The organism is Pseudomonas sp. B21-028, from assembly GCF_024749045.1.
Taxonomy (GTDB): domain Bacteria; phylum Pseudomonadota; class Gammaproteobacteria; order Pseudomonadales; family Pseudomonadaceae; genus Aquipseudomonas.
In genome coordinates this window covers 5,911,773-5,937,539 of record NZ_CP087184.1, presented here as the reverse complement: position 1 = coordinate 5,937,539, position 25,767 = coordinate 5,911,773, and the positions used below count along the sequence as shown (strand labels likewise).

The following is a 25,767-nucleotide window of genomic DNA, read 5'->3' as shown; positions in this document are numbered from 1 at the left end:
TGGCTCAGCGGCGTGGGACCAGTCCCCAGACCGCCAATGCAGAAGGGATGCCCAGCCCCAGCCAGCTCACGGCATCCCACGGGCCATCGCCGAGCAAGGCGCTGAACAGCCCGGCTGCGCAAAGGGCGCCGATTGCTGCGGGCATGCCGAATACCTTCCAGAAACTTGCCTGGCGGGGCTTCACGAGACCGTCTCCATGTCGACAGCCGTGCGCCGGGGCGCTCGACGCCGCACCACCCACAGGTAAACGCCGCTGCCGAGGACGATGATGGTCAACACGTCCAAGGTCGCCCAGAAGACCTGCATCGGCCTGCCGCCGTAGTCGCCGAAATGCAGCGGCAGCGACAGGCTCATGACGTCCATGTACCAGGGCCGCTCGGCCACGGCAGTGACATCCAGGGTGCTGGCGTCGATCAATACCGGTGTCAGCAGGTGGGAGGTCAGGTGGGAATTGCCTTTCATGAACACGCCATAGTGGTGCTGGCTGGAAAACAGCGTGCCGGGGAATGCGATAAAGCTCGGTTCCATGCCCGGCGCGGCTTCTCTGGCGATGTCGAGCAGGCGGGTGGCCGGCGCCAACCGGGTCAGCGGCGGGGCGTTGCGGTAGGGTTCGACCATGGTGCTGAGGCTGTCGGTGCGCCAGGCGGCAATGATCAGCTCGGCGCACGCGGCAATCACGCCGGTGACCCCCACCGTCAGCGCCCAGACCAGGGTGACCACGCCGATCAGGTTGTGCAGGTCGAGCCAGCGCAGGCGGGTCGACTTGTCCTGGCGGACGGTGGCGAACTTCAAGCGCCGCATGAACGGCAGGTACAGGACCACGCCGGAAATGATGGCGATCACGAACAGCAGTCCCATCGATGCCAGCAATAATTTACCAGGCAGTCCGGCATACATGTCCACGTGCAGGCGCCGCATGACCATCATGAAGCCGCCATTGGCCGCGGGCGTCTCCAGGGCCGCACCGGTACGGGCGTCGAGCATGAAGGTATGGGAGGCATTGGGTTCGGTGCCCGGCGTCGGTGCCATGATGGTGAGGACGCCGTTGGGATCGTCTTCGTCCCAGCCGAAATACTGCACCACTTCACCCGGTCGATGGGCCTTGGCTTTTTCCACCAATTGCTGAAGGTCCAGCTGTGGAGTGTCGGCGGGCATTTCCCGGAACTCGGGAGCATCGCCCAACAAGTGCTCGATTTCATGATGGAAAATCAGTGGCAGCCCGGTGACCGCCAACATCAGCAGGAATACTGTGCAGATCAGGCTGCTCCAGGTGTGGATGAAGGACCAGCGACGGATGGTTCTGCTTTTCATGATGGGTCCGGATGCTGAAGGTTCATGCGGATGTAACTAGGCCCAAGTTCAAGAGTTATTGTGGCGAGGGGATGAATCCCCTCGCCACAAGTGCCCCTCAAAGGCCAACCGATCACCATTTGTAATTCACGCTCGCGACGACGTTGCGCTGGTCACCGTAGTAGCAATAGAAACCGTCGCAGGTGGAGAGGTAATCCTTGTTGAAGATGTTCTTCGCATCCACCGCCACCGAGACGCCTTTGAGGGAACTGCTCACGCGTCCCAGATCGTAATGGGCCGATGCGTCATAGACGGTGTAGGAGCCGACATGGCCCCAATCGGTATTGGTGGTGTTGCCATAGGTATCGCCGACGTAACGCACACCGGCGCCGACACCGAAGCCATCCAGCGGGCCGTTGTGCCAGGTGTAGTCGGCCCACGCGGTAGCCTGGTTGCGTGGCACCTGGGCCATGCGCTTGCCCTTTTCGGCAGCGGTGCCCTTGGTGATTTCGCTGTCGTTGTAGGTGTAGGAACCGATCAGTTTCAGGTTGTCGGTGACGTCGCCGGAGGCTTCCAGTTCCAGGCCGCGTACCCGCACCTCGCCGACCTGGCGGGTGATGCTGTTTTCAGTGACGGAATTGTTTTTCTGAGTCAGGTCGAACACTGCCGCCGTCAGCAAGGTTTTTGTGCCGGGTGGCTGGTACTTGATGCCGGCTTCGTATTGTTCGCCTTCGGTCGGTTTGAACGCATCGGTGCTGTTGACGTTGGTACCGGCCGCTGCCTGGAAGGATTGGGCAAAGGAAATGTACGGTGTCACGCCGTTGTCGAAGACATAACTCAATGCCGCGTTACCGCTGAATTTCTTGTCGCGCTGGGTGTTGGTGACATCGTTCTGGTTGTGGAAAACGGTGCCGGTGTGAATCCAGTCCTCACGACCGCCGAGGGTCAGGCGCCAGTTGTCCAGGGCCATCTGGTCCTGAATGTAGAGACCGCTCTGCTGGGTCTTCTGGTTGTAGTCATACATATCGAAGTACTGGACGTTGGAAAAATCCTGTCCATAGATCGGGTTGTGGATGTTGGTGGTCGGGACGCCGCTGGACCCCCATTTCCAACGTGAATTGCTGTTGGAACGCTGATGGTCCAGGCCAAGCAACAGCGTATGGCTCAGGGCACCGGTCTGGAAGTCCGCCTGGAAATTGTTATCGACGGCGAACTGACTGATGTCTTCGTCAACGATACCGGCACTGCGTTTGACGGTACCGTCGGCGCTCACGGCTTGATCGGGGCCCGCCGGGAAGAACGACCCGCCGGCGGTGAGGCCCTGGAATTCCAGGTCGCTCTTGGTGTAGCGCAGGTTCTGGCGGAACTGCCAGGTGTCATTGAAGCGATGTTCGAAGGCATAGCCGAGGGCGTAATAGGTGCGGTCGTAGAATTCCCAGTCCGGATCGCCCAGGTTCTTGTGGTGGGAGATCCTGCCGGCCGGCGAGGACAGCTTGGTGCCTTGCAAGGGCAGGAATTGCCCGGTGATCCCGGTGTCGTCGCGGGTGTACTGGGACAGGAAGGTCAGGCGAGTGTCGTCGTTGATGTTCCAGGTCAGGCTCGGCGCGATGTTGTAGCGCTTGTCCGGGATGTGATCGACCTGGGCATTGCTGTTGCGCACGGTGCCGCTGAGCCGATAGATAAACTGGCCTTCGTCATCGATCTTGCCGGTGCTGTCGAAGTTGATCTGCTTGTGTTCATAGCTGCCGGCCTGCAACTCGACTTCGTGGCTGCTCTCGGCTTGTGGGCGACGGCTGACCATGTCGAGCATGCCACCGGGTGGCGTCTGGCCGTAGACCGACGATGCCGGGCCACGCAGCACGGCGATGCGCTCCAGGTTCCAGGGCTCGATTTTCGGTGTGATGTAGTTGCCCCTGGGCAGCGGCAGGCCATCGAGGAACTGGGTCGGCACGAAGCCGCGTACCAACAGCCAGTCATTACGCGAGTCCGAGCCGTAGCCGCTGCTCTGTACCCCGGCGGTGTAGCGCAGGGCGTCATTGAGGTTGAGCACCGAGCGATCTTCCATTTGCTGGCGCGTCACCACCGAGACCGAGCGCGGCAGCTCGACGATCGGTGTATCGGTCTTGGTGCCGGCGGCGGTGCGGGTGGCCGCGTAGCTCTCGCTCGGGCCCCAGGCGCTTTCGCTCAGGCCGGCGCCGATCACGCTGGTTTCCGGCAAGGCCATGACACCTTCGGGCACAGCCACCAGGCTGTAGGTGCCGGTGCTGCTTTGCAGCAGTTGCAGACCGGTGCCGCGCAAGGCTTCGCGCAATGCGCCCGGGGCATCGAACTGGCCCTGGACCGGTGCCGAGGTTTTGCCTGCGGCCAGCGCCGGGTCCAGGCTCAGGGCGAGACCGGCCTGGCTGGCGATCTGGTTCAGGGTGCTGGCCAGTGACGCAGCGGGCAGGCTATAGGTGCGCACGCCGGATGTTTGCTCGGCCGCCAGAAGGGGGCCGCTGGTCAACGGGGCGGCAAGGACGATCGCAACGGCCAACAGGCTGGGGCGCAACAGGGTGTCTAGCGGGCGGGACATACGCGGCTCCTGAATGGAAATATTTCTCAATTGCCTGGATGCCGGATGAAAATCGAAAAGTGATAGGGGTAGATGAAAATAATTTAGATTCAATCTGGAGGCTGTTTGGGTTTCTGCGTCGAGTCAGATGGCCTCTTCGCGAGCAAGCCCGCTCCCACATGGATTGAGTGATCCACAACATCGTGAACGCCACAAGTTCTCTGTGGGAGCGGGCTTGCTCGCGAAAGCGTCAATGCTGACACCCCATCCATCAAGGTTGTGACGGGCCCCTCGGCCCGACTACCACCCACCACTGCGTGTGATGCTCGATCTGCACCGGCAAGGTCGGCAGCAGCGCGCTCAGGGCCAGGTCGGTGTCATGCAGGGGGAAGCTGCCGGTGATGCGCAAATCCGCGATTTCTGGCTCGACGCCCAGGTAGCCGTGCCGATAGCGCCCCAGCTCACGCACCAGGTCTTCTAGGCGAGCGTTGTCTACCACCAGCATGCCCCGGGTCCAGGCATCGGCGCCGGGACTCAGGGCCAGGGCGGGGCCAAGACCGTCGCGGCGCATCAGCGCCTGCTGGCCTTCGCGCAGGATCTGTTCTTGCTCCGTGGCCCGTGGATGGGCGGCCACGGCGGATTTCAACACGCTCAGGCGCGTGCCGCTGTCCTCGCGCTTGACCAGGAACCGGGTGCCCAAGGCGCGCAAGCTGCCTTCGCGGGTTTCGACGATAAACGGCCGTGGGTCGTTGTGTCCGGTCTCCACCAGGATTTCACCTTCCTGGAGAACGATGCGCCGTTGTCTATCGTCGAAACGCACGTCCAGCGCGCTGTGGGTGTTGAGGTTGATCAGCGTGCCGTCGGCCAGGCGCAGAGTGCGCTGCTCGCCGGTGGCGGTGCGTTGGTCGGCCAGCCAGTAGTCCAGCGGCAGGTAACGTTCACCGGCAAACAAGGCCAGGCTGATGACCGCGACGATGCTGGCCAGGCCACTACCCACCTTGCGTAGCCGGCGACGGATACTGACCCGCGATTGCAGCAGCGCGGCCCGCGCCGGTCCGTTGGCAACGCTGAAGCGCTGGTCGAGCATGCCCAACTGCCGCCAGGCCCGGGCATGTTCTTCATCGGCGGCGTGCCAGCGGGCGAACGCCTCGCGTTCCTGGGCGCTGCCGGAATCCAGTGACAACTGCCAGGCAATCGCGGCATCCAATACGCTGGCCGAGACCGGCTTGGAATGGGCCGGGTTCATGTCGGCTCCCCGTAGAGTGCGATGTAGCACTGTCGGATGCCCTGGGCCAGATACTGGCGTACCCGCGGCACCGAAACCCCCAGGCGCTTGGCGATCTCGGCGTGGCCGAGGCCGTCGAGCCGGTTGTACAGGAACGCGGCGCGAGCCTTGCTCGACAGCTTGCCGAGAAGGCGATCGATCTGCCTGAGGTCTTCGAGAATCAGTTGCTGTTCTTCCAGCGACGGCTGTTCGCCCTCGGGAATCAACATCAGTTCGGTGAGGTAAGCCTGCTCCAGGGCGGCCCGACGGAAATAGTCGAACAGCAGACCTTTGGCGATGGCCACCAGGAACGCGCGGGGCTCGCGGGGTGCTGTCAGTTCATCACGGCCCAGCAGGCGCACGAAGGTGTCCTGGCTCAAATCCTCGGCCCGTTGCGGACAGGCCACGTTGCGTCGCAACCAGGCCAGTAGCCAACCGCGATGATCACGGTACAACGCACCAACCAGATCGTTGTGGGGGCCAGGGACTGACGACACGGAGCATCACCGATGTTTTAAGTAACGAGAATTGTTCGCGATTGTGGCAGAGGCGGGGGCGGGAATGCAATTGGTGCTGGTCGGGATACTGTCTGTGGGTTTAGGTGACTCTGTGGGAGCAAGGCTTGCCCGCGATGCCGACGACTCGGTCGGCTGTCAATCCCGGGTGATGCTATCGCGGGCAAGCCTTGCTCCCACAGGCCAGCCATGCTGGGCAGCGTTAAATAGAAGGCGCCTGCTGCCGCCGCTTCCACTGACCCAGACATTGCTGCAGGTCGTGCGGGCTGTGGATCTGTTGCTGACGGGCACGACTGAACAGGATCAGCGCCAGTTCGGCCGTGGCCAGGGCGTCGGCGCTGGCGTTGTGACGATCGGCCACTTGCAGCTTGAAAGCGGTGATCCAGTCGTCCAGGCCCGCCTTGCGCAGCGCTGCCTGAGGGCAGAGCATCGGCGCCAGGTCGGCTACGTCGAGGAAGGTGTGTTGCAAGCGATAACCCAGGTGCTCCTTCAGGGCGCGGCCGAGCATGTGGGCATCGAAGGGCGCGTGGAAGGCCAGCAGTGGACTGTCGCCGACGAACTCCATGAACGCCAGCAGTGCTTCGGCCGGCTCGCTGCCGGCGGCGATTGCGCTGGGTGCCAGGCCATGGATCAACACGCTCGGCCCGAGCTTCTGCTTCTCGCATTGCAAGGTGCGCTCGAACTGTTGGCTGAAGTCGATGGCACCGTCTTCGATCACCACCGCACCGATGGACAGCACCTGATCCTTGTTCAGGTTCAGGCCGGTGGTTTCCAGGTCCACCACGACCCAACGCTGCTCCCGCAGGTTGCGCTCATCCAGGGGCGATGGCGGCGAGAGATTTTCCAGGCGTCGCTGCAACGCATCCGACAACATCGGCGAGGCCGGGCGCAACCAGGAAAACAGGTTCACAGTTGATACCTCAGCGTCAGGCTGCTTTGCAGGCGTTGGGCCTGGCGCAGGGACTCACGCAGGATCCGCCGATCCAGGTGATTGAGGCTGTCGGGGTCGACACGGTTGGAGTAGGGCAGGTTCTCGCGGGTCTGCAATTGGTGTTGCTGCATACGGGTTTGCTGGATGAAGTGGTAGGCCTCTTCATAGGCCGCTCCATCCAGGGGATCGATCACTTCTCCGGCGACCAACCGCCGTAGCCGTTCCAGGGTGTTGTTGGCCTCGATGCCATTGGCCAGCGCCAGCAGGCGGGCGCCGTCGACGAAGGGCGTCAGGCCCTGCACTTTCAAATCCAGGGTGGCCTTCTCACCGTTTTTGCGGCTCAGCACGAAATCCCTGAAACGCCCGACCGGTGGGCGATGACGCAAGGCGTTCTCGGCCAGCATGCGCTGGAACAGACGGTTATCGCCCACCTGATCGAGAATCTGCCGACGCAACTGTTCGCAACCTTGCTCATCGCCCCAGACCACCCGCAGATCGAAATAGATGCTGGAGCCCAGCAGGTTTTCCGGCGTAGCTTCGCGGATGAAGGCGGCAAAACGTCGGGACCATTCGGCGCGAGACAGGCACAGTTCCGGGTTGCCGGCCATGATATTGCCCTTGCACAGCGTGAAGCCGCACAGCGCCAGGCTCTGGTTGATCTGTTGGGCGATGGGCAATAGCAGGCCGCGGATCTGCGCCGCATGGGCCGCGTCGCGGGCCTCGAACAGGATGCCGTTGTCTTGATCGGTGTGCAGGGTTTGCTCGCGCCGGCCTTCACTGCCAAAGCACAACCAACTGAACGGCACCCCCGGGTCGCCTTTCTCCGCCAGCGTCAGTTCGATGACCCGGCTCACCGTGTGGTCGTTGAGCAAGGTGATGATGTGGGTGATCTGGGTCGACGACGCGCCGTGGGCCAGCATGCGTTCCACCAGTTGGCCGATCTCGCCTCGCAGGGCCATCAGGTTTTCCACTCGTGGGGCGCTGCGAATGGTCCGGGCCAGGTGCACCAAGTCAACCCGCTGCAGGGAAAACAGGTCCCGTTCCGACACCACGCCACACAGGCGCTGTTCCTTGACCAGACAGACATGGGCAATGTGACGCTCGGTCATGGCGATGGCCGCGTCGAAGGCGCTGTGATCCGGCGAGAGAAAAAACGGGGCCTGGGTCATGTGCGCCGCGATGGCCTGGGAAAAGTCCCCGGAGCCGTCAGCCACCACCTGTCGCAGGTCGCGCAGGGTAAAGATCCCCACCGGCGCCTTGCGCTCATCCACCACCACGATGCTGCCGACCTGCTGCTCGTGCATCAACTTCACGGCTTCACGCAATGGCGTGTCAGGGCTGCAACTCACCGGATGACGCATCGCCAGCTCACCCAGCCGTGTATTCAGGGAATATTGGGTGCCCAGGGTCTGCGCGGATTTTTGCTGGACCTGCTGGTTGACCTGATCGAGCAGGCTGCTGACTCCGCGCAAGGCGAAATCGCGGAACGGGCCGGATAAGGCAAACAGTTTGATGAAGGCCTGTTTGTTCAATTGCAGGCAGAACGTGTCCTCGCCGGCCCGGTGCTCGGTGCGCGTGGCCCGCTCCCCCAGCAAGGCGGCAAGGGGAAAGCATTCACCGGTGGTGATTTCGAAAGTGGTCTCGGTGCCACCCTTGGCCGAGTGCGGACGCTCCCCCACCACCCGGCCCTGCTTGACGATGTAGAAGTGTTCCACCGGGCCGTCGGCCGGCTTGATGATGGTTTCGCCCGGCGCGTAGAAGCGCAGCAGGCACTGTTCCACCAGATAGGCCAGGTGAGCATTTTCCATTTGGTTGAACGGGGGGAAACGCTGGAGGAACTGCAACGTGCCCTGGATGTTCTGCAACACCGCGGTTTTCCCTGCCTGGATGAAGGCGTCCGCTTTTTTCATAACCATTGCGCAATCTTTTTTGAATTGTTGTGGTCGGATCTGTCCCATGGTCGACCTCTGAGGGAGGAGTGCCCATTGGACGTAAGTCTAGGTTCCTGCGAAGGGGGCTGGGCCTACAGAAAAGTCCTGCACGAGGCCTTGAAAAGTCTTCACTGAATTTTCTTGGAAAAAAATCCGACGAAGTGCACATTGAAGCGCTGCCGAACGATGTCTGACCACTGTGCCAGGGGATCGATTCAAGGAATGTAGAGAGCATCATGTCCGACCACGATATTTTGAGTGACGCCGAGCGCGAAGCACTGAGCGCCGTCATGCTGGAGCCTGACCTGCCACCGCAGCGAGTCTTGATCGTCGATGACGACAAGGACGCTCGCGAGCTGCTGTCGGAAATCCTGGCGCTGGACGGTATCCACTGCATGACCGCCGCCAGCGGCGAAACTGCACTCAGGATGCTGGAAACCAAGCCGTCGATCGGTCTGCTGATCACCGATCTGCGCATGGGCAATGTCGATGGCCTGGAACTGATCCGCCTGATCCGCGAGTCGGAGCGGGCCGCGCTGCCGATCATCATCGTGTCCGGCGATGCCGACGTGAAGGACGCCATCGAGGCGATGCACCTGAGCGTGGTGGACTTCCTGCTCAAGCCCATCGATACGGAGAAGTTGCTGGGGTTGGTCAAGCGGGAACTGGGGATGGATCTTTAACTCGCCACAGGAGCTGTTCCTGGCTCTGTTTTATTACAAAAAAAGCCCCGATCTTTTGATCGGGGCTTTTTCATGTCAGCGCTACCGCTCAATCACAACCCATTGGCTGCCTTGAACTCACGGCGACGACGGTGCAGCACCGGCTCGGTGTAGCCGTTGGGCTGCTTGGTGCCTTCGATCACCAGCTCGACCGCCGCCTGGAAAGCGATATTGCGGTCGAAGTCCGGTGCCAGCGGGCGGTACAGCGGATCACTGGCGTTCTGGCGGTCCACCACCGGCGCCATGCGCTTGAGGCTTTCCATCACCTGGTCCTGCGTGACGATGCCGTGGCGCAGCCAGTTGGCGATGTGCTGGCTGGAAATGCGCAGTGTCGCCCGGTCTTCCATCAGGCCGATGTCGTTGATGTCCGGCACCTTGGAGCAGCCGACGCCCTGGTCGATCCAGCGCACCACGTAGCCGAGGATGCCCTGGGCATTGTTGTCCAACTCGTTTTTGATCTGTTCCGGCGTCCAGCTCGGGTTGACCGCCAGCGGGATGGTCAGGATATCGTCCACCGAGGCGCGAGTTCGCTTGGCCAGTTCGGCCTGACGGGCGAACACGTCGACCTTGTGGTAATGCAGCGCATGCAGCGCGGCGGCGGTCGGCGATGGAACCCAGGCGGTGTTGGCGCCGGCCATCGGGTGGGCGACTTTCTGTTCGAGCATCGCCGCCATCAGGTCCGGCATGGCCCACATGCCCTTGCCGATCTGCGCGCGACCTTGCAGGCCAGTGCTCAGGCCGATGTCGACGTTCCAGTTTTCGTAGGCGCCGATCCATTTCTCGGCTTTCATGTCGGCCTTGCGCACCATCGGCCCGGCTTCCATCGAGGTGTGGATTTCGTCGCCGGTGCGGTCCAGGAAACCGGTGTTGATGAACACCACGCGCTCGCTGGCAGCCTTGATGCAGGCCTTGAGGTTGACCGTGGTACGGCGCTCCTCGTCCATGATCCCGACCTTTAGAGTGTTGCGCGGCAGGTTCAGCACGTCTTCGATGCGGCCGAACAGCTCGTTGGTGAACGCCGCCTCTTCCGGGCCGTGCATCTTCGGTTTGACGATGTACACCGAGCCGGTGCGGCTGTTGCGGCGCGAAGTGTTGCCGTTGAGGCTGTGGATCGCCGCCAGGCTAGTCACCAGGCCATCGAGAATGCCTTCAGGCACTTCGTTGCCGTCTTTGTCGAGGATCGCGTCGATGGTCATCAGATGACCGACGTTACGCACGAACAACAGAGAGCGACCGTGCAGGGTCAGGCTCGAACCGTCGACGGCGGTGTACGCGCGGTCGGGGTTCATGGTGCGAGTAAACGTCTGACCGCCCTTGGCGACCTGTTCCGACAGATCGCCTTTCATCAGGCCGAGCCAATTGCGGTAGATCACCACCTTGTCGTCGGCATCGACGGCGGCGACCGAGTCTTCGCAGTCCATGATGGTGGTCAGCGCAGCTTCCATCAGGATGTCTTTGACGCCGGCGGCGTCGGTCTGGCCGACCGGGGTGTTGGCATCGATCTGGATTTCGAAGTGCAGGCCGTTGTGCTTCAGCAGCACCGTGGTGGGAGCCGAGGCGTCGCCCTGAAAGCCGATCAGTTGGGCATCGTCACGCAAACCGCTGTTGCTGCCGCCCTTGAGGGCGACCACCAGCTTGCCGTCGACGATCTTGTAACCAGTGGAATCGACGTGGGAACCGGCCGCCAGGGGGGCTGCTTCGTCGAGGAAGGCGCGGGCGAAGGCAATGACCTTGTCGCCACGAACCTTGTTGTAGCCTTTGCCTTTTTCCGCGCCATCGGTCTCGCTGATGGCGTCGGTGCCGTACAGCGCGTCGTACAACGAACCCCAGCGGGCGTTCGAAGCGTTGAGGGCGAAACGGGCATTCATCACCGGCACCACCAGTTGCGGGCCGGCCATGCGGGCGATTTCGTCATCGACGTTTTGGGTGGTTGCCTGGAAATCCGCGGCTTCTGGCAGCAGGTATCCAATGTCTTGCAGGAAGGCTTTGTAAGCCACGGCATCAAAGGCCTGGCCGGCCTTTGACTGGTGCCAGGCATCGATCCGAGCCTGGAAATCATCGCGTTTGGCGAGTAGGGCTTTGTTCTTCGGCGCCAGGTCGTGGATGACCTTGTCGGCACCGGCCCAGAACTGGTCGGCGGTCAGACCGGTACCGGGGATGGCTTCGTTGTTCACGAAGTCGAACAGGACTCTGGCGACCCGAAGGCCACCGACTTGAACGTGTTCAGTCATTGCTTGCCTCTCACTCTGCTCAGCTATTTCGCTTTTCAGCTCTTCGATTTTGACAATGAAGCCTCGGGACATTTAAACCACAAACCCCGAAACCAGTACATGCCATCGCTGGCGGCTGGGTGGGACCTATCATGGGCGCTAAGCCTTGCTGACGGGGCTTTCAGGGATGCGACTGTGCCTTAAGCAGACATCGGTGCAACATTATGTAGTGCTCGCTGCGGAATACTACATGAACAGTTGCGGTTGTGAAAATTAGACTAATTGCGTCGTTCCGCGACCGACTAAAGCAGTACAGTCACGACGAGGCATTGGATGTTCTCAAAAAACCTATGAATTGTTCCATAAAAATCTTATGACTTGTACACGATTCGTGAGTGGGCCCAGGAATGGATAGACGCGGCCGTCGGGTGTAGGAGCTGGCGAAGCTTGCGATCTTTGATTTTGATCGTTCGCTCTCGATTCAATTGGTATGAGAAAGATCGCAGCCTCGTTGCACTCGACAGTTTTCCTGCACAACTCCTTCCGCAGGTTTTGTGTGCCCTGCCTATACTCTTTCCTCTCACAACAAGAGGGCTGCGCCATGGACCATCTCGTCATCACTGTTTTTGCACCGGACAAACCCGGGCAGGTCGAGCGCATCGCCCAATGTATCGCCGAGCATGGCGGTAACTGGCTGGAAAGCCGCATGTCGCATCTGGCGGGTCAATTTGCCGGGATATTGCGTCTCAGCGCACCGGCCGAATCCCATGAGGAACTGATCGAAGCCTTGCACGGGTTGTCGAGCCACGGCATTCGCGTGCTCATTGCGCAGAACACGCTCGAGGAGTCCTGCAGCTGGAAGCCTATCGCCATGGAGCTGGTGGGTAACGACCGTCCCGGCATCGTGCGGGACATCACCCGTTTGTTGAGTGAGCAGGGGGTCAATGTCGAGCGGCTGGTGACCCATGTCGGGCCGGCGCCGATGAGCAGTGAATTGCTGTTTCACGCCGAAGCGATCCTGGGCGTGCCGTTGACCCTGTCGCTGGACACCTTGCAGGAACGTCTGGAAACCTTGGCCGATGAATTGATGGTGGAACTCAAACTGAGCGATGAGGCGTGAGCCGGTTATCCAAGGAAAAACTGCACCTGCCTGTGGATAACCTGTAGAGACCCGGCGCCAGCCCAGGCCCGGCGTGCCTTTCCCGGCGATGATCAAAAAATCGCCAATTTTCAAGGGCTTGTACACAAACGGCGGGGATGACGCTGTGGATAACCTTGGGGCGGATCTACGCAGGCCACGTCGGACGTGGCCTGCGTAGGAGTGTACGATTTTTGATCAGCTGCGGCGACGCATACTGATCACGGCATCGATGCTGTACACCGCGAGCCCGGCCCAGATAAACAGGAACGCCACCAATGTGCTGGACGACAGACGCTCGCCAAACAGCAGCACTGCGAGCAGTAGCACTAATGTCGGTGCGATGTACTGGAGAAATCCCAGCGTGGTATAGGGCAAATGCCGGGCAGCGGCGTTGAAGCACACCAGCGGAACCAGCGTCACCGGGCCGGCCGCCACCAGCCACCAGGCTTCGGAAGTGGTCCAGAAAGCTGCCTGGGCACTGGTGGCGGCCGGGTTGAACAGCACCCAGGCCAGGGCAATCGGCACCAGCATCCAGGTTTCCACCACGAGCCCCGGCAAGGCCTGGACCGGAGCCTGTTTGCGGATCAGCCCATAGAAGCCGAAGGTCAGCGCCAACGCCAGCGACACCCACGGCAGGCTGCCGACCTGCCAGACCTGCTGCGCCACGCCCACCGCTGCCAAGCCCACCGCCAGCCACTGCATGCGCCGCAGTCGCTCGCCGAGGATCAGCATCCCCAGCAACACATTCACCAGTGGGTTGATGTAGTAACCCAGGCTGGCTTCGAGCATGCGGCCGTTGTTCACCGCCCAGACGTACGTCAGCCAGTTGGCCGCGATCAAGGTGCCGCTCAGCGCCAGGATCGCCAGGCGACGTGGGTTGTCGCGCAGCTCGCGCCACCAGCCCGGGTGTTTCCAGACCAGCAGCAACGCCGAACCGAACAACGCCGACCACAGCACCCGGTGGACGATGATTTCCACTGAAGGGACGGCAGCGATGGCCTTGAAATAGATGGGGAACAATCCCCAGATGACGTAGGCACTCAGACCCAGGATATACCCGCGACGCGGGTTGGCGGCTTGCATGGAGAATCCTTGCTTAGGCAGCTAACAAAGGAGTGATTGTAAGTAGATTTGTCAGGTTTTGGGCGAACCTTTGAGCAACAACGCAAATACCCCCTGTGGGGGCGAGCCTGCTCGCGATCGCGGGGTATCAGCTTACGAATATGGCGTCTGACACACTGCGATCGCGAGCAGGCTCGCTCCCACAGGGGATTGTGGTGATGGTTGGAGTTGCGCTCTTCAGAACAACTTCAACGGCTCTTCATTGAGCGCTGCCAGTTGCTCGCGCAACGCCAGCACCTGGTCGCCCCAATAGCGTTCGCTGCCGAACCACGGGAAGCTGCGGGGAAATGCCGGATCGTCCCAGCGGCGTGCCAGCCAGGCGCTGTAGTGCATCAGACGCAGGGCACGCAGGGGTTCGATCAGCGCCAGTTCCCGTGGGTCGAAGTCGTGGAACTCCTGGTAACCATCCATCAGTTCCGATAACTGGCCCAGGCATTCCTGGCGGTCTCCGGCCAGCATCATCCACAGGTCCTGCACCGCCGGGCCCATGCGACAGTCGTCCAGGTCAACGATGTGGAAGACCTCGTCGCGGCACATCATGTTGCCCGGGTGGCAGTCACCGTGCATGCGAATGTTCTGGTGGGGCGTGGCGGCGTAGGCGTCTTCGACACGCTTGAGCAGATCCCTCGCCACCGACTCGTAGGCCGGAAGCAGGCTACGGGGGACGAAACCGCTTTCCAGCACGGTCGCCAGTGAGTCATGGCCGAAGTTCTTCACGCCCAGGGCCTCGCGATGCTCGAACGGACGGCTGGCGCCTACCGCGTGCAGGCGTCCGAGCAATTGCCCCAGGCGATAGAGTTGGTCGAGATTGCCCGGCTCCGGTGCACGGCCGCCGCGACGGGGGAACAGGGTGAAACGAAACCCTGCGTGCTCATGCAGGCTGGCGCCGTTGTGAATCAGCGGCGCCACCACCGGTACTTCGCAATCGGCCAGCTCGAAGGTGAAGCGGTGTTCTTCCAGGATCGCCTCGTTGGTCCAGCGCTGGGGGCGATAGAACTTGGCGATCAGCGGCTCGGCGTCTTCGATGCCGACCTGATAGACGCGGTTTTCATAGCTGTTGAGGGCCAACACACGGGCGTCGCTGAGGAAACCGATGCTTTCTACGGCATCGAGCACCAGGTCGGGCGTGAGGGTTTCGAACGGATGGGACATGCTGACTCCTGCGCAGCGGCAGGGCTGCCGCGTCCGGCCCAGCATGGTAGCGCAGACGGAGGCAGATAGGTGGTGACTGTGCCGAAGCCATCGCGAGCAGGCTCGCTCCCACATTGGAGCTTCAATGGTGCTGAACGTTGTGGGAGCGAGCCTGCTCGCGATGGGGCCTTATCAGGCGCCGATGATGCCGCCGTCCTCGCGGGTAATCACCATCACCGACGAGCGCGGCTTGCCGTTGGGCAGGTGCTCGGGGAACGTCGAACCGCCGTTCTCACCCGGATGCTGGATCCCGACGAACAAGGCCTTCTGGTCTGGCGCGAAACTGATGCCGGTCACTTCGCAACCCACAGGTCCGACCATGAACCGGCGGATTTCGCCGTTGTCGGGGTCGGCACAGAGCATCTGGTTGTTGCCCATGCCGGCGAAGTCCCCGGTGTTGCTGACATCGCCGTCGGTGAGGATCCACAGCCGGCCGGCCTGGTCGAATCCCAGGCCATCGGGGCTGTTGAACATGTTCTGCGCGTTGACGTTGGAGGAACCGGCTTTCGGCGTGCCGGCATGTACGGTCGGATTGCCGGCCACCACGAACAGGTCCCAGCTGAAGGTCATGGATGCGTGGTCGTCGCGGTCGGTGCGCCAGCGCAGGATCTGTCCATAGACATTCTTGGCCCGAGGGTTGGGGCCGCCCACCGGTTGGCCGTCTTCGCCGCGCTTGGCGTTGTTGGTCAGGGTGCAATAGACCTGGCCATCTTTCGGGCTGACCACGATCCACTCCGGACGGTCCATCCGCGTGGCGCCCACGGCACTGGCAGCCAGGCGCGCATGGATCAGCACTTCGGCCTGGTCGGCGAAGCCGTTGCTGGCGTCGAGGCCGTTCTTGCCATGGCTCAGCTCGATCCACTGGCCCTTGCCTTTCGGATGGTCCGGGTTGCCGTCGCCGGCGTCGAAGCGCGCCACATATAAGGTGCCATGGTCCAGCAGGTTGCGGTTGGCCTTGGCGTTCTTGTGATCGATGCGCTCATGGCTGACGAATTTGTAGATGAATTCGCCACGCTCGTCGTCGCCCATGTAGACCACCGCATGACCATCCTTGGTTTGTGCCAGGGCGGCGTTCTCGTGTTTGAAACGGCCCAGGGCGGTGCGCTTCACTGGCGTCGACTCAGGGTCGAACGGATCGATTTCCACCACCCAGCCATGACGATTGAGTTCGTTGGGGTTCTTCGCCAGGTCGAAGCGCGGATCGAACAGGTGCCAGTTGATCTCACGGCTGGTGACGGTGGCGCCGTAGCGCTTTTGCGCTTCATCGAACTGCAGATCGGCCTTGCTGCTGCCGAAGCAGTCAGTGAAGTTCTCTTCGCAGGTCAGGTAAGTGCCCCATGGCGTCATGCCGTTGGCGCAGTTCTGGAAAGTGCCGAGGACTTTCTTGCCGCTCTTGTCAGCGCTGGTTTTCAGCAGTTGATGTCCGGCCGCCGGCCCGCTCAGTTCGATCGGCGTGTTGCCATGGATCCTGCGGTTGTAGCGCGACGTCTGGACGAACTGCCATTGGCCGCCCTGGCGCTTCACTTCGATCACCGATACACCTTCGCTGGCCTGGGCCTTGTGCACGTCTTCGGCCGACTGCGGCTGGCCGCCATGGGCGAAGAGGTAGCGGTAGTTGGTGTATTCGTTGTTGATCGCCATCAGCGCCCGGTTCTCGTCGCCGGGGAACGGGAACAGGCTCATGCCGTCGTTGTTGTCGCCGAACTGCATTTCCTGGTCACGGGCAGTGCCATTGCCACTCGGGTCGAACTCGGGTGCGTTCTTCTGCAACGGCTGGCCCCAACTGATCAGCACCGAGGACTTGTAGCCAGGAGGCAGGGTGAGGGCGTCGGTCGTGGCGGCAGCAATGCTGTCAAAACCCAGCAACTTGCTATTGCCTTCGCTGACGGCGGCGGCCAGGGCGCTGCGGCTCAGCAGGTTGCCGCCCAGGAACATGACCGCGCCGCACAAGGCGCCGGCGCTGATGAAGCTACGGCGGCTCAGGCCGACGATCTTTTCCAGGTCGGTGGATTGGTTTTCTTCTAATAAGCTCATCTCAGGCTCCCTGCTGGTTTTGGCAGTCACCTTAAAGCGGGTCGATGAAGCTTTTGTTTCAGTGCGCTTATAGCGGCGTCCCGAGCAACACATTCGTTGCTGAAAACACCACTTGCACCGGTGAACCGGTGTTCAGGTTGCGCGCTTGCAGTTGGAGCGGATCGGCCAGGGCACAGAGGGTCTGCCCGTTGGGCAAGCCGATACGCACTTCGCTGGGACCGTCGGTGGCCGTGGCGATGTGTTCGATGATGCCTTGCAGAACATTTGTGCCGGCTTTTTCCAACGACCCGTCGGGAAACAATTCCAGCCAGCCGGCCTTGATCAGCGCAACCACCTCGGTGCCGATAGCCAGCTCCAGGCGCACCGTGCTGTCGTGGGTGATCTGCGCTTCGATGACCAGGCCTCGGGCCAATTCCAGGCGCACCCGGTCGTTATGGCCCTGGGCTTCGATGCCGAGGACTTTGCCGTGCAGCTGATTGCGGGCGCTGGTGCGCAACATCAGGCGACTCAACAGACCGAAGTCCCCAGCATCTTCGCTCGCTTCCAGCAACTGCGCCTGCAAGGTTTGCAAACGCAGGTACAGGCGCAGCACACGCTGTCCTTCTTCCGACAGCCTGGCACCGCCGCCGCCCTTGCCGCCAACACTGCGCTCCACCAACGGCTGGTCCGCCAGGTTGTTCAACTCATCGATGGCATCCCACGCCGCCTTGTAGCTCAGGCCCGCGCTCTTGGCGGCACGGGTGATGGAGCCTTGCTCGGCAATGTGCTGCAACAGGGCGATGCGTTGCGGGCGCCGGACAATGTGCTGGGTCAGAAGCGGGGGTAATGACATGGCGGAAACTGCGCGCAAGAGTGGATGAACGGACGTTGGCGCCTCGGCCTCCGCGCGTCAAGCCGGTTCACCGGGTTTTGGCGTGCGCGCCAGGCAATACACATCGACCCGGGCGGCGCCGCCGTCGAGCAGCAATTGGGCCAGTGTCTGGGCAGTGGCCCCGGTGGTGAGCACATCGTCCACCAGCGCCAGGTGACGGTTGCGCAACGGGGCGTCGGGCGCAAGGGCGAAGGCCTGGCGCAGGTTCTGGCGCCGGGCCCTGGCGTCGAGTGCCTGTTGCGCCGGGGTGTCGTGGATGCGCAGCAGCAGATGTTCTTCGCAGGGCAGTTGCAACGCCGCGCCGAGCCAACGCGCCAGCAGGGTTGCCTGGTTGAATCCGCGCTGGCGCAGGCGTCGACCCGCCAGCGGCACCGGGATCAGCGCGTCGGGCCGTTCCAGGCCTTCATCGAAATGATGCTGCAGCGACTGCGCCAACAGTTCGCCCATGAGTCGACCGAGCGGCCATTTTGCCTGGTGCTTGAAACGAGTGATCAGGCTGTCCACCGGGAAATCGTAAGCCCAGGGTGCCAGGACCCGCTCGAAGGCCGGTGGTTGCGCGGCGCATTGCCCACAACGCAGCCCGGCCATGGGCAGCGGCAGGGCGCAGATGACGCATTGATCACCGAGCCAGGGCAGTTCGCTTTCGCAAGGCGTGCAGATGGGTTGCTGTGTGTCGGTGGCGTCGCCACACAGCAGACAGAATTGTTTGTTTTTTAACCAGATGTAAACCTGGCCTTCGTATCGTGGTTGACAGCGCATGACTCTTCCTTAAATATGCCGAACATCCGTGTCGCGCCTGTGGGTATTGCGTGCCCCCAGTCGCCAGCCAAGCATAATCAAGGAAATACCCATGAGCGCCAGCACCACTGCCAACCTGCGTCATGACTGGTCTTTGGCCGAAGTCAAAGCACTCTTTGTCCAGCCGTTCAATGACCTGTTGTTCCAGGCGCAGACCGTGCACCGCGCGCATTTCGACGCCAACCGCGTCCAGGTTTCCACGCTGCTGTCGATCAAGACCGGCGCCTGCCCGGAAGATTGCAAATATTGTCCGCAATCGGGTCACTACAACACCGGGCTGGACAAGGAAAAACTGCTGGAAGTGCAGAAGGTCCTTGAAGAGGCCGCGCGTGCCAAGGCTATCGGTTCGACCCGTTTCTGCATGGGCGCGGCGTGGAAGCATCCGTCGGCCAAGGACATGCCCTACGTGTTGGAAATGGTCAAGGGCGTGAAGGCCATGGGCCTGGAAACCTGCATGACCCTGGGACGACTCGACCAGGAGCAGACCGAGGCACTGGCCCAGGCCGGCCTGGATTACTACAACCACAACCTCGATACCTCGCCGGAATTCTACGGCAGCATCATCACCACCCGGACCTACAGCGAGCGCCTGCAAACCCTGGCCTACGTGCGCGATTCCGGGATGAAGATCTGCTCCGGCGGCATCCTCGGCATGGGCGAGTCCCTGGACGACCGCGCCAACCTGCTGATCCAGTTAGCGAACCTGCCGGAGCATCCGGAGTCGGTGCCGATCAACATGCTGGTCAAGGTCGCCGGCACGCCGCTGGAAAATGCCGAGGACATCGACCCGTTCGATTTCATCCGCATGCTCGCCGTGGCGCGGATCCTGATGCCCAAGTCCCATGTCCGCCTGTCCGCCGGTCGCGAAGCGATGAACGAGCAGATGCAGGCCCTGGCGTTCCTGGCCGGCGCCAACTCGATTTTCTACGGCGACAAACTGCTGACCACCGCCAACCCGCAGGCCGACAAGGACATGCAGTTGTTCGCACGCCTGGGCATCCTGCCCGAGGCCCGCGAAGAACATGCCGACGAAGTGCACCAGGCCGCGATTGAGCAGGCGCTGGTGGAGCAGAAGAGCAGCGAGCAGTTCTATAACGCGGCTGTCTGATCAATCCCCGATTTTTCTGTTTGGAATGGGGGACCTGTGGGAGCGAGCCTGCTCGCGATAGCGATAGTGCATTCAACATTTACGTCGAATGACACACCGACATCGCGAGCAGGCTCGCTCCCACAAGGGAACCCTGCAATCTTTGAATAGTGGTCACCCCGAGGCCAGCATGCCCTTCGATCTCGCCGCACGCCTGGCTGCCCGTCGTGCCGAAAACCTCTATCGCCAGCGTCCGCTGCTCGAAAGCCCCCAAGGGCCGGAGGTAGTGGTGGACGGTCAACCGTTGCTGGCGTTCTGCAACAACGACTACCTGGGCCTGGCCAATCACCCGCAGGTGATCGAGGCCTGGCGTGCCGGAGCGGCTCGTTGGGGCGTGGGTGGCGGTGCTTCCCACCTGGTGATCGGCCATAGCGGTCCGCATCACGCCCTGGAGGAAGCCCTTGCCGATCTCACCGGTCGTCCGCGGGCGCTGCTGTTCACCACCGGTTACATGGCCAACCTCGGCGCTGTGACCGCGCTGGTCGGGCAGGGCGATACGGTGCTGGAGGACCGGCTCAATCATGCGTCGTTGCTCGACGCCGGGCTGTTGTCTGGTGCGCGTTTCAGCCGTTACCTGCACAACGACGCCCGGAGCCTGGCCAGTCGCCTGGAGAAAGCCACCGGTAATACCCTGGTGGTCACCGATGGAGTGTTCAGCATGGACGGCGACATCGCCGACCTGCCGGCTCTGGCCCGTGAAGCCAAGGCCAGGGGGGCCTGGTTGATGGTCGACGATGCCCACGGTTTCGGTCCGTTGGGCGCGAACGGAGGCGGTATCGTCGAGCACTTCGGCCTCAGCCAGGAAGACGTGCCGGTGCTGGTCGGCACCTTGGGCAAGGCTTTCGGCACCGCCGGTGCATTTGTGGCCGGCAGTGAAGAACTGATCGAGAGCCTGATCCAGTTTGCCCGCCCCTACATCTACACCACCAGTCAACCGCCGGCCCTGGCTTGCGCCACGCTCAAAAGCCTTGAGTTGCTGCGCAGCGAACATTGGCGGCGCGAGCATCTGCAGGTGTTGATCCGTCAGTTCCGCCGTGGCGCGGAGCAGATCGGCCTGCAACTGATGGACAGCTCCACGCCGATCCAGCCGATTCTGATCGGCGACGCCGGTCGAGCGATGCGCCTGTCGCACATGCTGCGGGAACGGGGGCTGATGGTCACCGCGATCCGGCCACCCACCGTACCGGCCGGCAGCGCCCGTTTGCGCGTGACCCTGACGGCCGCCCACAGCGAGGGCCAGGTGCAACTATTGTTGAATGCACTGGCCGAGTGTTTTGCCCTGCTGGGGCCGGAGGCAAGCCATGCGTGATCGATTGATATTGCTGCCTGGTTGGGGTCTGGGCGTTTCCCCGCTGGAGCCGCTGGCCGCGGCACTTCACGGGCTCGATGAACATCTGCGGGTGGAAATCGAACCGTTGCCGGCCCTGACCACGAACGATCCCGAAGAATGGCTCGACGAACTGGACGCCTGCGTGCCCCAGGACGCCTGGTTGGGTGGCTGGTCCTTGGGCGGCATGCTGGCGTCGGAATTGGCTGCGCGTCGGGGCGAACGTTGCTGTGGGTTGTTGACCCTGGCGAGCAATGCTGCGTTTGTGGCCCATGAAGAATGGCCGAGCGCGATGGCCAGTGACACGTTCGACGGCTTCCTCGCCGGCTGTGCCGCCGACCCACGCCAGACCCTCAAGCGCTTCAGTTTGTTATGTGCCCAGGGTTGCAGCGATCCGCGCGGGTTGGCGAGGCTGCTGCTGGCCGGGGCACCGAACACCGCGCCGGAAGTGTCGTTGGCGGGACTGCAGGTGCTGGCGCAGCTGGATACCCGTGCCGCTTTACAGCGCTTCCGTGGCCCGCAACTGCATCTGTTTGCCGGGCTCGACGCCCTGGTGCCGGCCGAGGCGGCGAGTGAATTGCTGGCGTTGTTGCCGGATGTCGAAATCGGCCTGATCGAACAGGCCGGTCATGGATTTCTCCTGGAAGACCCGCACGGTGTCGCGGGGGCGATCCAGGCCTTTTTGCATGAGTCCGGTGATGACTGATTTGTCCCTTCCCAAATTGCCCGGCGCCTTGCCCGACAAGCGTCAGGTAGCGGCTTCGTTTTCCCGGGCGGCGGCCAGCTATGACAGCGTGGCCGAATTGCAGCGCGACGTGGGCCAGCAGTTGCTGGAGCAGTTACCTGCCCCGTTCATGCCGGGACGCTGGATGGACGTGGGGTGCGGCACCGGTCACTTCACCCGGGCGCTGGGCGCGCGCTTCGGCGTGGCGGGCGGTGTTGCGCTGGATATCGCTGAAGGGATGCTCAGTCATGCCCGCCCTCAGGGCGGGGCTGCGCATTTCCTGGCCGGTGACGCGGAGCGCTTGCCCTTGCTGGCGTCGAGCTGCGACCTGGTGTTTTCCAGCCTTGCGGTGCAGTGGTGTGCGGATTTCGCCTCGGTGCTGAGCGAGGCGCATCGTGTATTGAAACCGGGCGGGGTCTTTGCCTTTACCAGCCTCTGCGTCGGTACGCTGTACGAGTTGCGCGATAGCTGGCGTCAGGTGGACGGCCTGGTGCACGTCAACCGGTTCCGGGAATTCGAAACCTATCGACAGCTGTGCACGGAAAGCGGGTTGAAGGTCGTCAGCCTCGAGAACCGTCCCCATGTGTTGTATTACCCCGACGTCCGCAGCCTGACCCATGAATTGAAATCCCTCGGCGCCCATAATCTGAATCCCGGCCGCCCGGGAGGGTTGACCGGCAGAGCGAGGATCCTGGGGATGATTGAAGCCTACGAGCAATTTCGCCGGGGAGAAGGGTTGCCCGGAACCTATCAGGTGGTCTACGCCGTGCTGGAGAAACCCCTATGAGCCAGGCTTACTTCATCACCGGCACCGACACCGACGTGGGCAAGACCACCGTTGCGGCCGGCCTGCTGCACGCCGCACGACAGGCCGGCATGAGCACAGCCGCCGGCAAGCCCGTGGCCTCCGGTTGCGAGGTCACGCCCAAAGGCCTGCGCAATGCCGACGCCCTGGCCCTGCTCGCCGAGTGCTCGCTGCCACTGACCTATGCCCAGGTCAACCCGGTGGCGTTCGAGCCGGCCATCGCGCCGCATCTGGCGGCCCGGGAAGCCGGCGTGGCGTTGACGGTGCAGTCGTTGTTGGGGCCGATGCGTGACGTGCTGGCGCTGCAAGCGGATTTCACCTTGATTGAAGGCGCGGGCGGCTGGCGCGTTCCGTTGGCCGATCAGGACAATCTCTCGGACCTGGCAATTGCCTTGAGTCTGCCGGTGATCCTGGTGGTGGGGGTGCGGCTGGGTTGTATCAGTCACGCGTTGCTCACCGCCGAAGCCATTGCCCGGGATGGCCTGCAATTGGCCGGTTGGGTGGCGAATATCATCGACCCCAAGACGTCGCGCCTGGAGGAAAACCTCGCCACGCTTGCCGAACGCCTTCCGGCGCCGTGCCTGGGCCGGGTACCACGAATCAAGGGCGTGACGGCGGACGCCGTGGCCGGGTACCTGCATCTGGATCTGCTGGATTAGGGTTTGTCTATAACAAGGCACTGTGCCATTAGTGTTTTTGTCGGGCCTTTTCCTACTGCTTCTGATTCAATGGCTCCGTCGACCCTTCAAGAAACGAGCCTTGCCATGGAAATCTCAGGAAATACCGCATTCTATGCCGGTCTGAGCACTATTCAGACAGGGCAGAACCGCGTCGATCAGGCCTCTTCCCAGATCGCCAACAACACCATTGAGCGTGCGGTTACCAGCCAGTCGTCCGAGGTCCAGGTCGATCGCCTGCGGTCAGTGGATCGCAGCCAGCAATCGGACCTGGCCAGCAACATGGTTGAAATGGCCCAGGGCAAGTTCCAGGTACAGGCAGGCGTGAATGTGGCCAAGGCATCCGACGAGATGCTGGGTACGTTGATCGATACCTTCGCCTGAGCTTGAATTCCCGATTGCAAGAACGCCGCGATTATTCGCGGCGTTTTCGTCTCTGGCTCCTTCATGCTCAACTAATCTTTTTCTGCACACGCTGTGGATGTATACCGCGCCGGACGCACGTACCTGACATTTTTTGATGTGACGATGACGAACGGCAAAGGATCGACGCTTGACAAGGTTTGGGCGTAAACGTATGTTTCAAACAACTGTTTGACCGTCACAATAAATCCATGCGGTCGTTCATCCCCGGTTACATCAGCAGAGGTTATCGCTATGCCTGACTACAAGGCCCCCTTGCGTGATATTCGCTTCGTTCGTGACGAACTGCTTGGCTATGAAGCGCATTATCAGAGCCTTCCGGCTTGCCAGGACGCAACTCCGGACATGGTTGACGCCATTCTCGAAGAAGGCGCCAAGTTTTGTGAGCAGGTGCTGGCGCCGCTGAACCGCGTGGGTGACACCGAAGGCTGTACTTGGAGCGAGTCCGGTGTGAAAACCCCGAGCGGGTTCAAGGAAGCCTACAAGCAATTCGTCGAAGGCGGCTGGCCAAGCCTGGCCCATGACGTTGAGCATGGTGGCCAAGGCCTGCCGGAGTCGCTGGGCCTGGCCGTCAGCGAAATGGTCGGCGAAGCCAACTGGTCGTGGGGCATGTACCCGGGCCTGTCCCATGGCGCGATGAACACCATTTCCGAGCACGGTACGCCTGAGCAGCAAGACGCCTACCTGACCAAGCTGGTGTCCGGTGAATGGACCGGCACCATGTGCCTGACCGAACCCCACTGCGGCACCGACCTGGGCATGCTGCGCACCAAGGCCGAGCCACAGGCCGACGGTTCCTACAAAGTGACCGGCACCAAGATCTTCATTTCGGCCGGCGAACACGACATGGCCGACAACATCGTCCACATCGTCCTGGCACGCCTGCCGGACGCTCCGGCCGGTACCAAGGGCATTTCGCTGTTCATCGTGCCCAAGTTCCTGCCTAACGCCGACGGTACCATCGGCCAGCGCAACGCGGTGAGCTGTGGTTCGATCGAACACAAGATGGGCATCCACGGCAACGCGACCTGCGTGATGAACTTCGACGCGGCCACCGGTTTCCTGATCGGCCCGGCGAACAAAGGCCTGAACTGCATGTTCACCTTCATGAACACCGCACGCCTGGGCACCGCGTTGCAAGGCCTGGCCCACGCTGAAATCGGTTTTCAGGGCGGCCTGAAATACGCTCGTGACCGCCTGCAGATGCGTTCCCTGACTGGCCCGAAAGCGCCGGACAAGCCTGCCGACCCGATCATCGTGCACCCCGACGTGCGCCGCATGTTGCTGACCATGAAGGCCTTCGCCGAAGGTAACCGGGCGATGGTCTACTTCACCGCCAAGCAGGTCGACATCGTCAAGTACGGCGTCGATGAAGAAGAGAAGAAAAAAGCCGATGCGCTGTTGGCGTTCATGACGCCGATCGCCAAAGCGTTCATGACCGAGGTCGGCTTCGAATCGGCCAACCACGGCGTGCAGATCTATGGCGGCCACGGCTTCATCGCCGAGTGGGGCATGGAGCAGAACGTTCGCGACAGCCGCATCTCGATGCTGTACGAAGGCACCACCGGCATCCAGGCCCTCGACCTGCTGGGCCGCAAGGTCTTGATGACCCAGGGCGAAGCGCTCAAGAGCTTCACCAAGATCGTCCACAAGTTCTGCCAGGGCAACGAAGGCAACGAAGCGGTCAAGGAGTTCGTCGGGCCGTTGGCCGCGCTGAACAAGGAATGGGGCGAGCTGACCATGAAGGTCGGCATGGCAGCCATGAAAGACCGCGAAGAAGTCGGCGCCGCTTCGGTGGACTACCTGATGTACTCCGGCTACGCCTGCCTGGCCTACTTCTGGGCCGACATGGCGCGTCTGGCGGCGGAAAAACTGGCTGCCGGCACCACCGAAGAAGCCTTCTACACCGCCAAGCTGCAGACGGCGCGCTTCTACTTCCAGCGCATCCTGCCGCGCACCCGTACCCACGTGGCTGCGATGTTGTCGGGTGCCAATAACCTGATGGACATGAAAGAAGAAGACTTCGCACTGGGTTACTAAGCCTTAGGCGGTTCTTCCTAAAAGCCGCTGCCTCCTTCGGGACGCAGCGGCTT

22 protein-coding genes are annotated in these 25,767 nt (G+C 62.0%); 9 read left to right on the top strand and 13 right to left on the bottom strand.

Features of this window, described 5'->3' with window-relative positions; genetic code table 11:
• Positions 1–4: 4 nt before the first annotated feature.
• From LOY35_RS25840 to LOY35_RS25810, 7 genes are all read right to left on the bottom strand, one after another.
• On the bottom strand, positions 5–184 hold the full coding sequence (locus tag LOY35_RS25840) for a hypothetical protein (RefSeq protein ID WP_258628671.1): 180 nt from the start codon (positions 182–184) through the stop codon (positions 5–7).
• Positions 181–1,311 carry a PepSY domain-containing protein gene (locus LOY35_RS25835; protein WP_258628669.1) on the bottom strand — a complete coding sequence of 377 codons (1,131 nt, stop codon included), beginning with the start codon at positions 1,309–1,311 and terminating at the stop codon, positions 181–183. Before LOY35_RS25835 ends, LOY35_RS25840 begins: the two co-directional genes overlap by 4 nt.
• 112 nt (positions 1,312–1,423) lie before the next feature.
• On the bottom strand, positions 1,424–3,862 hold the full coding sequence (locus LOY35_RS25830; protein ID WP_258628666.1) for a TonB-dependent siderophore receptor: 2,439 nt from the start codon (positions 3,860–3,862) through the stop codon (positions 1,424–1,426).
• 250 nt (positions 3,863–4,112) lie between these two features.
• Positions 4,113–5,087, bottom strand: a complete 975-nt coding sequence (locus LOY35_RS25825; protein WP_258628664.1) for a FecR family protein — start codon at positions 5,085–5,087, stop codon at positions 4,113–4,115.
• Complete coding sequence (locus tag LOY35_RS25820; RefSeq protein WP_144926501.1) at positions 5,084–5,602, bottom strand: RNA polymerase sigma factor; 519 nt, start codon at positions 5,600–5,602, stop codon at positions 5,084–5,086. Before LOY35_RS25820 ends, LOY35_RS25825 begins: the two co-directional genes overlap by 4 nt.
• A gap of 220 nt (positions 5,603–5,822) precedes the next feature.
• Positions 5,823–6,530: a PolC-type DNA polymerase III gene (locus LOY35_RS25815; protein ID WP_258628661.1), complete on the bottom strand. Its 708-nt coding sequence runs from the start codon at positions 6,528–6,530 to the stop codon at positions 5,823–5,825.
• Positions 6,527–8,467 (bottom strand): putative nucleotidyltransferase substrate binding domain-containing protein, encoded by a 1,941-nt coding sequence (locus LOY35_RS25810; protein ID WP_258628659.1) that lies wholly within the window; start codon positions 8,465–8,467, stop codon positions 6,527–6,529. The genes LOY35_RS25815 and LOY35_RS25810 overlap by 4 nt, the downstream gene beginning before the upstream one ends.
• 251 nt (positions 8,468–8,718) lie before the next feature.
• Between LOY35_RS25810 and LOY35_RS25805 the strand changes: the two genes are divergently transcribed.
• Positions 8,719–9,165 carry a response regulator gene (locus LOY35_RS25805; RefSeq protein WP_041022276.1) on the top strand — a complete coding sequence of 149 codons (447 nt, stop codon included), beginning with the start codon at positions 8,719–8,721 and terminating at the stop codon, positions 9,163–9,165.
• 92 nt (positions 9,166–9,257) lie between these two features.
• Here LOY35_RS25805 and LOY35_RS25800 read toward each other — a convergent pair whose 3' ends face one another.
• Positions 9,258–11,435, bottom strand: coding sequence for a malate synthase G (locus tag LOY35_RS25800; protein WP_258628656.1), 2,178 nt, complete (start codon positions 11,433–11,435; stop codon positions 9,258–9,260).
• Positions 11,436–12,015: 580 nt separating this feature from the next.
• Here LOY35_RS25800 and LOY35_RS25795 point away from each other — a divergent pair.
• Positions 12,016–12,534 (top strand): glycine cleavage system protein R, encoded by a 519-nt coding sequence (locus LOY35_RS25795; RefSeq protein ID WP_258628655.1) that lies wholly within the window; start codon positions 12,016–12,018, stop codon positions 12,532–12,534.
• A gap of 216 nt (positions 12,535–12,750) precedes the next feature.
• Here LOY35_RS25795 and rarD read toward each other — a convergent pair whose 3' ends face one another.
• The 5 genes from rarD to LOY35_RS25770 all read right to left on the bottom strand — a co-directional run bounded on the left by rarD (position 12,751) and on the right by LOY35_RS25770 (position 18,532).
• Complete coding sequence (rarD, locus tag LOY35_RS25790) at positions 12,751–13,638, bottom strand: EamA family transporter RarD (protein ID WP_258628652.1); 888 nt, start codon at positions 13,636–13,638, stop codon at positions 12,751–12,753.
• A gap of 216 nt (positions 13,639–13,854) precedes the next feature.
• On the bottom strand, positions 13,855–14,829 hold the full coding sequence (locus LOY35_RS25785; protein ID WP_258628649.1) for a serine/threonine protein kinase: 975 nt from the start codon (positions 14,827–14,829) through the stop codon (positions 13,855–13,857).
• Positions 14,830–15,000: 171 nt separating this feature from the next.
• Positions 15,001–16,902, bottom strand: a complete 1,902-nt coding sequence (locus LOY35_RS25780) for a PhoX family phosphatase (protein ID WP_258628647.1) — start codon at positions 16,900–16,902, stop codon at positions 15,001–15,003.
• 67 nt (positions 16,903–16,969) lie between these two features.
• Positions 16,970–17,734, bottom strand: coding sequence for a TOBE domain-containing protein (locus tag LOY35_RS25775; protein WP_258628644.1), 765 nt, complete (start codon positions 17,732–17,734; stop codon positions 16,970–16,972).
• 57 nt (positions 17,735–17,791) lie between these two features.
• Positions 17,792–18,532 (bottom strand): ComF family protein, encoded by a 741-nt coding sequence (locus tag LOY35_RS25770; RefSeq protein ID WP_258628641.1) that lies wholly within the window; start codon positions 18,530–18,532, stop codon positions 17,792–17,794.
• A gap of 91 nt (positions 18,533–18,623) precedes the next feature.
• Here LOY35_RS25770 and bioB point away from each other — a divergent pair, with 91 nt between their 5' ends.
• The 7 genes from bioB to LOY35_RS25735 all read left to right on the top strand — a co-directional run bounded on the left by bioB (position 18,624) and on the right by LOY35_RS25735 (position 25,714).
• Positions 18,624–19,679: a biotin synthase BioB gene (gene bioB / locus LOY35_RS25765; protein ID WP_258628638.1), complete on the top strand. Its 1,056-nt coding sequence runs from the start codon at positions 18,624–18,626 to the stop codon at positions 19,677–19,679.
• 169 nt (positions 19,680–19,848) lie between these two features.
• Positions 19,849–21,027, top strand: coding sequence for an 8-amino-7-oxononanoate synthase (gene bioF / locus LOY35_RS25760; protein ID WP_258628636.1), 1,179 nt, complete (start codon positions 19,849–19,851; stop codon positions 21,025–21,027).
• Positions 21,020–21,751 (top strand): alpha/beta fold hydrolase, encoded by a 732-nt coding sequence (locus LOY35_RS25755; RefSeq protein WP_258628634.1) that lies wholly within the window; start codon positions 21,020–21,022, stop codon positions 21,749–21,751. The genes bioF and LOY35_RS25755 overlap by 8 nt, the downstream gene beginning before the upstream one ends.
• Positions 21,744–22,556, top strand: a complete 813-nt coding sequence (bioC, locus tag LOY35_RS25750; protein WP_258628631.1) for a malonyl-ACP O-methyltransferase BioC — start codon at positions 21,744–21,746, stop codon at positions 22,554–22,556. The genes LOY35_RS25755 and bioC overlap by 8 nt, the downstream gene beginning before the upstream one ends.
• Positions 22,553–23,233, top strand: coding sequence for a dethiobiotin synthase (gene bioD / locus LOY35_RS25745; RefSeq protein ID WP_258628628.1), 681 nt, complete (start codon positions 22,553–22,555; stop codon positions 23,231–23,233). Before bioC ends, bioD begins: the two co-directional genes overlap by 4 nt.
• Before the next feature lie 105 nt (positions 23,234–23,338).
• Positions 23,339–23,635, top strand: a complete 297-nt coding sequence (locus LOY35_RS25740) for a pyrroloquinoline quinone biosynthesis protein PqqE (protein ID WP_144926547.1) — start codon at positions 23,339–23,341, stop codon at positions 23,633–23,635.
• A gap of 273 nt (positions 23,636–23,908) precedes the next feature.
• Positions 23,909–25,714 carry a phenylacyl-CoA dehydrogenase gene (locus LOY35_RS25735; protein WP_258628624.1) on the top strand — a complete coding sequence of 602 codons (1,806 nt, stop codon included), beginning with the start codon at positions 23,909–23,911 and terminating at the stop codon, positions 25,712–25,714.
• Positions 25,715–25,767: the final 53 nt, after the last annotated feature.

Excerpts from the sequence above, each read along its gene's own strand:
- rarD (WP_258628652.1), bottom strand. The coding sequence starts at position 13,638 with ATGCAAGCCGCCAACCCGCGTCGCGGGTATATCCTGGGTCTGAGTGCC.
- LOY35_RS25735 (WP_258628624.1), top strand. The coding sequence starts at position 23,909 with ATGCCTGACTACAAGGCCCCCTTGCGTGATATTCGCTTCGTTCGTGAC.
- LOY35_RS25770 (WP_258628641.1), bottom strand. The coding sequence starts at position 18,532 with ATGCGCTGTCAACCACGATACGAAGGCCAGGTTTACATCTGGTTAAAA.
- LOY35_RS25755 (WP_258628634.1), top strand. The coding sequence starts at position 21,020 with ATGCGTGATCGATTGATATTGCTGCCTGGTTGGGGTCTGGGCGTTTCC.
- LOY35_RS25800 (WP_258628656.1), bottom strand. The coding sequence starts at position 11,435 with ATGACTGAACACGTTCAAGTCGGTGGCCTTCGGGTCGCCAGAGTCCTG.
- bioC (WP_258628631.1), top strand. The coding sequence starts at position 21,744 with ATGACTGATTTGTCCCTTCCCAAATTGCCCGGCGCCTTGCCCGACAAG.
- LOY35_RS25810 (WP_258628659.1), bottom strand. The coding sequence starts at position 8,467 with ATGGTTATGAAAAAAGCGGACGCCTTCATCCAGGCAGGGAAAACCGCG.
- LOY35_RS25780 (WP_258628647.1), bottom strand. The coding sequence starts at position 16,902 with ATGAGCTTATTAGAAGAAAACCAATCCACCGACCTGGAAAAGATCGTC.
- LOY35_RS25835 (WP_258628669.1), bottom strand. The coding sequence starts at position 1,311 with ATGAAAAGCAGAACCATCCGTCGCTGGTCCTTCATCCACACCTGGAGC.
- bioD (WP_258628628.1), top strand. The coding sequence starts at position 22,553 with ATGAGCCAGGCTTACTTCATCACCGGCACCGACACCGACGTGGGCAAG.
- LOY35_RS25775 (WP_258628644.1), bottom strand. The coding sequence starts at position 17,734 with ATGTCATTACCCCCGCTTCTGACCCAGCACATTGTCCGGCGCCCGCAA.
- LOY35_RS25740 (WP_144926547.1), top strand. The coding sequence starts at position 23,339 with ATGGAAATCTCAGGAAATACCGCATTCTATGCCGGTCTGAGCACTATT.
- bioF (WP_258628636.1), top strand. The coding sequence starts at position 19,849 with ATGCCCTTCGATCTCGCCGCACGCCTGGCTGCCCGTCGTGCCGAAAAC.
- LOY35_RS25805 (WP_041022276.1), top strand. The coding sequence starts at position 8,719 with ATGTCCGACCACGATATTTTGAGTGACGCCGAGCGCGAAGCACTGAGC.
- LOY35_RS25795 (WP_258628655.1), top strand. The coding sequence starts at position 12,016 with ATGGACCATCTCGTCATCACTGTTTTTGCACCGGACAAACCCGGGCAG.
- LOY35_RS25785 (WP_258628649.1), bottom strand. The coding sequence starts at position 14,829 with ATGTCCCATCCGTTCGAAACCCTCACGCCCGACCTGGTGCTCGATGCC.
- bioB (WP_258628638.1), top strand. The coding sequence starts at position 18,624 with ATGAGCGCCAGCACCACTGCCAACCTGCGTCATGACTGGTCTTTGGCC.
- LOY35_RS25830 (WP_258628666.1), bottom strand. The coding sequence starts at position 3,862 with ATGTCCCGCCCGCTAGACACCCTGTTGCGCCCCAGCCTGTTGGCCGTT.
- LOY35_RS25825 (WP_258628664.1), bottom strand. The coding sequence starts at position 5,087 with ATGAACCCGGCCCATTCCAAGCCGGTCTCGGCCAGCGTATTGGATGCC.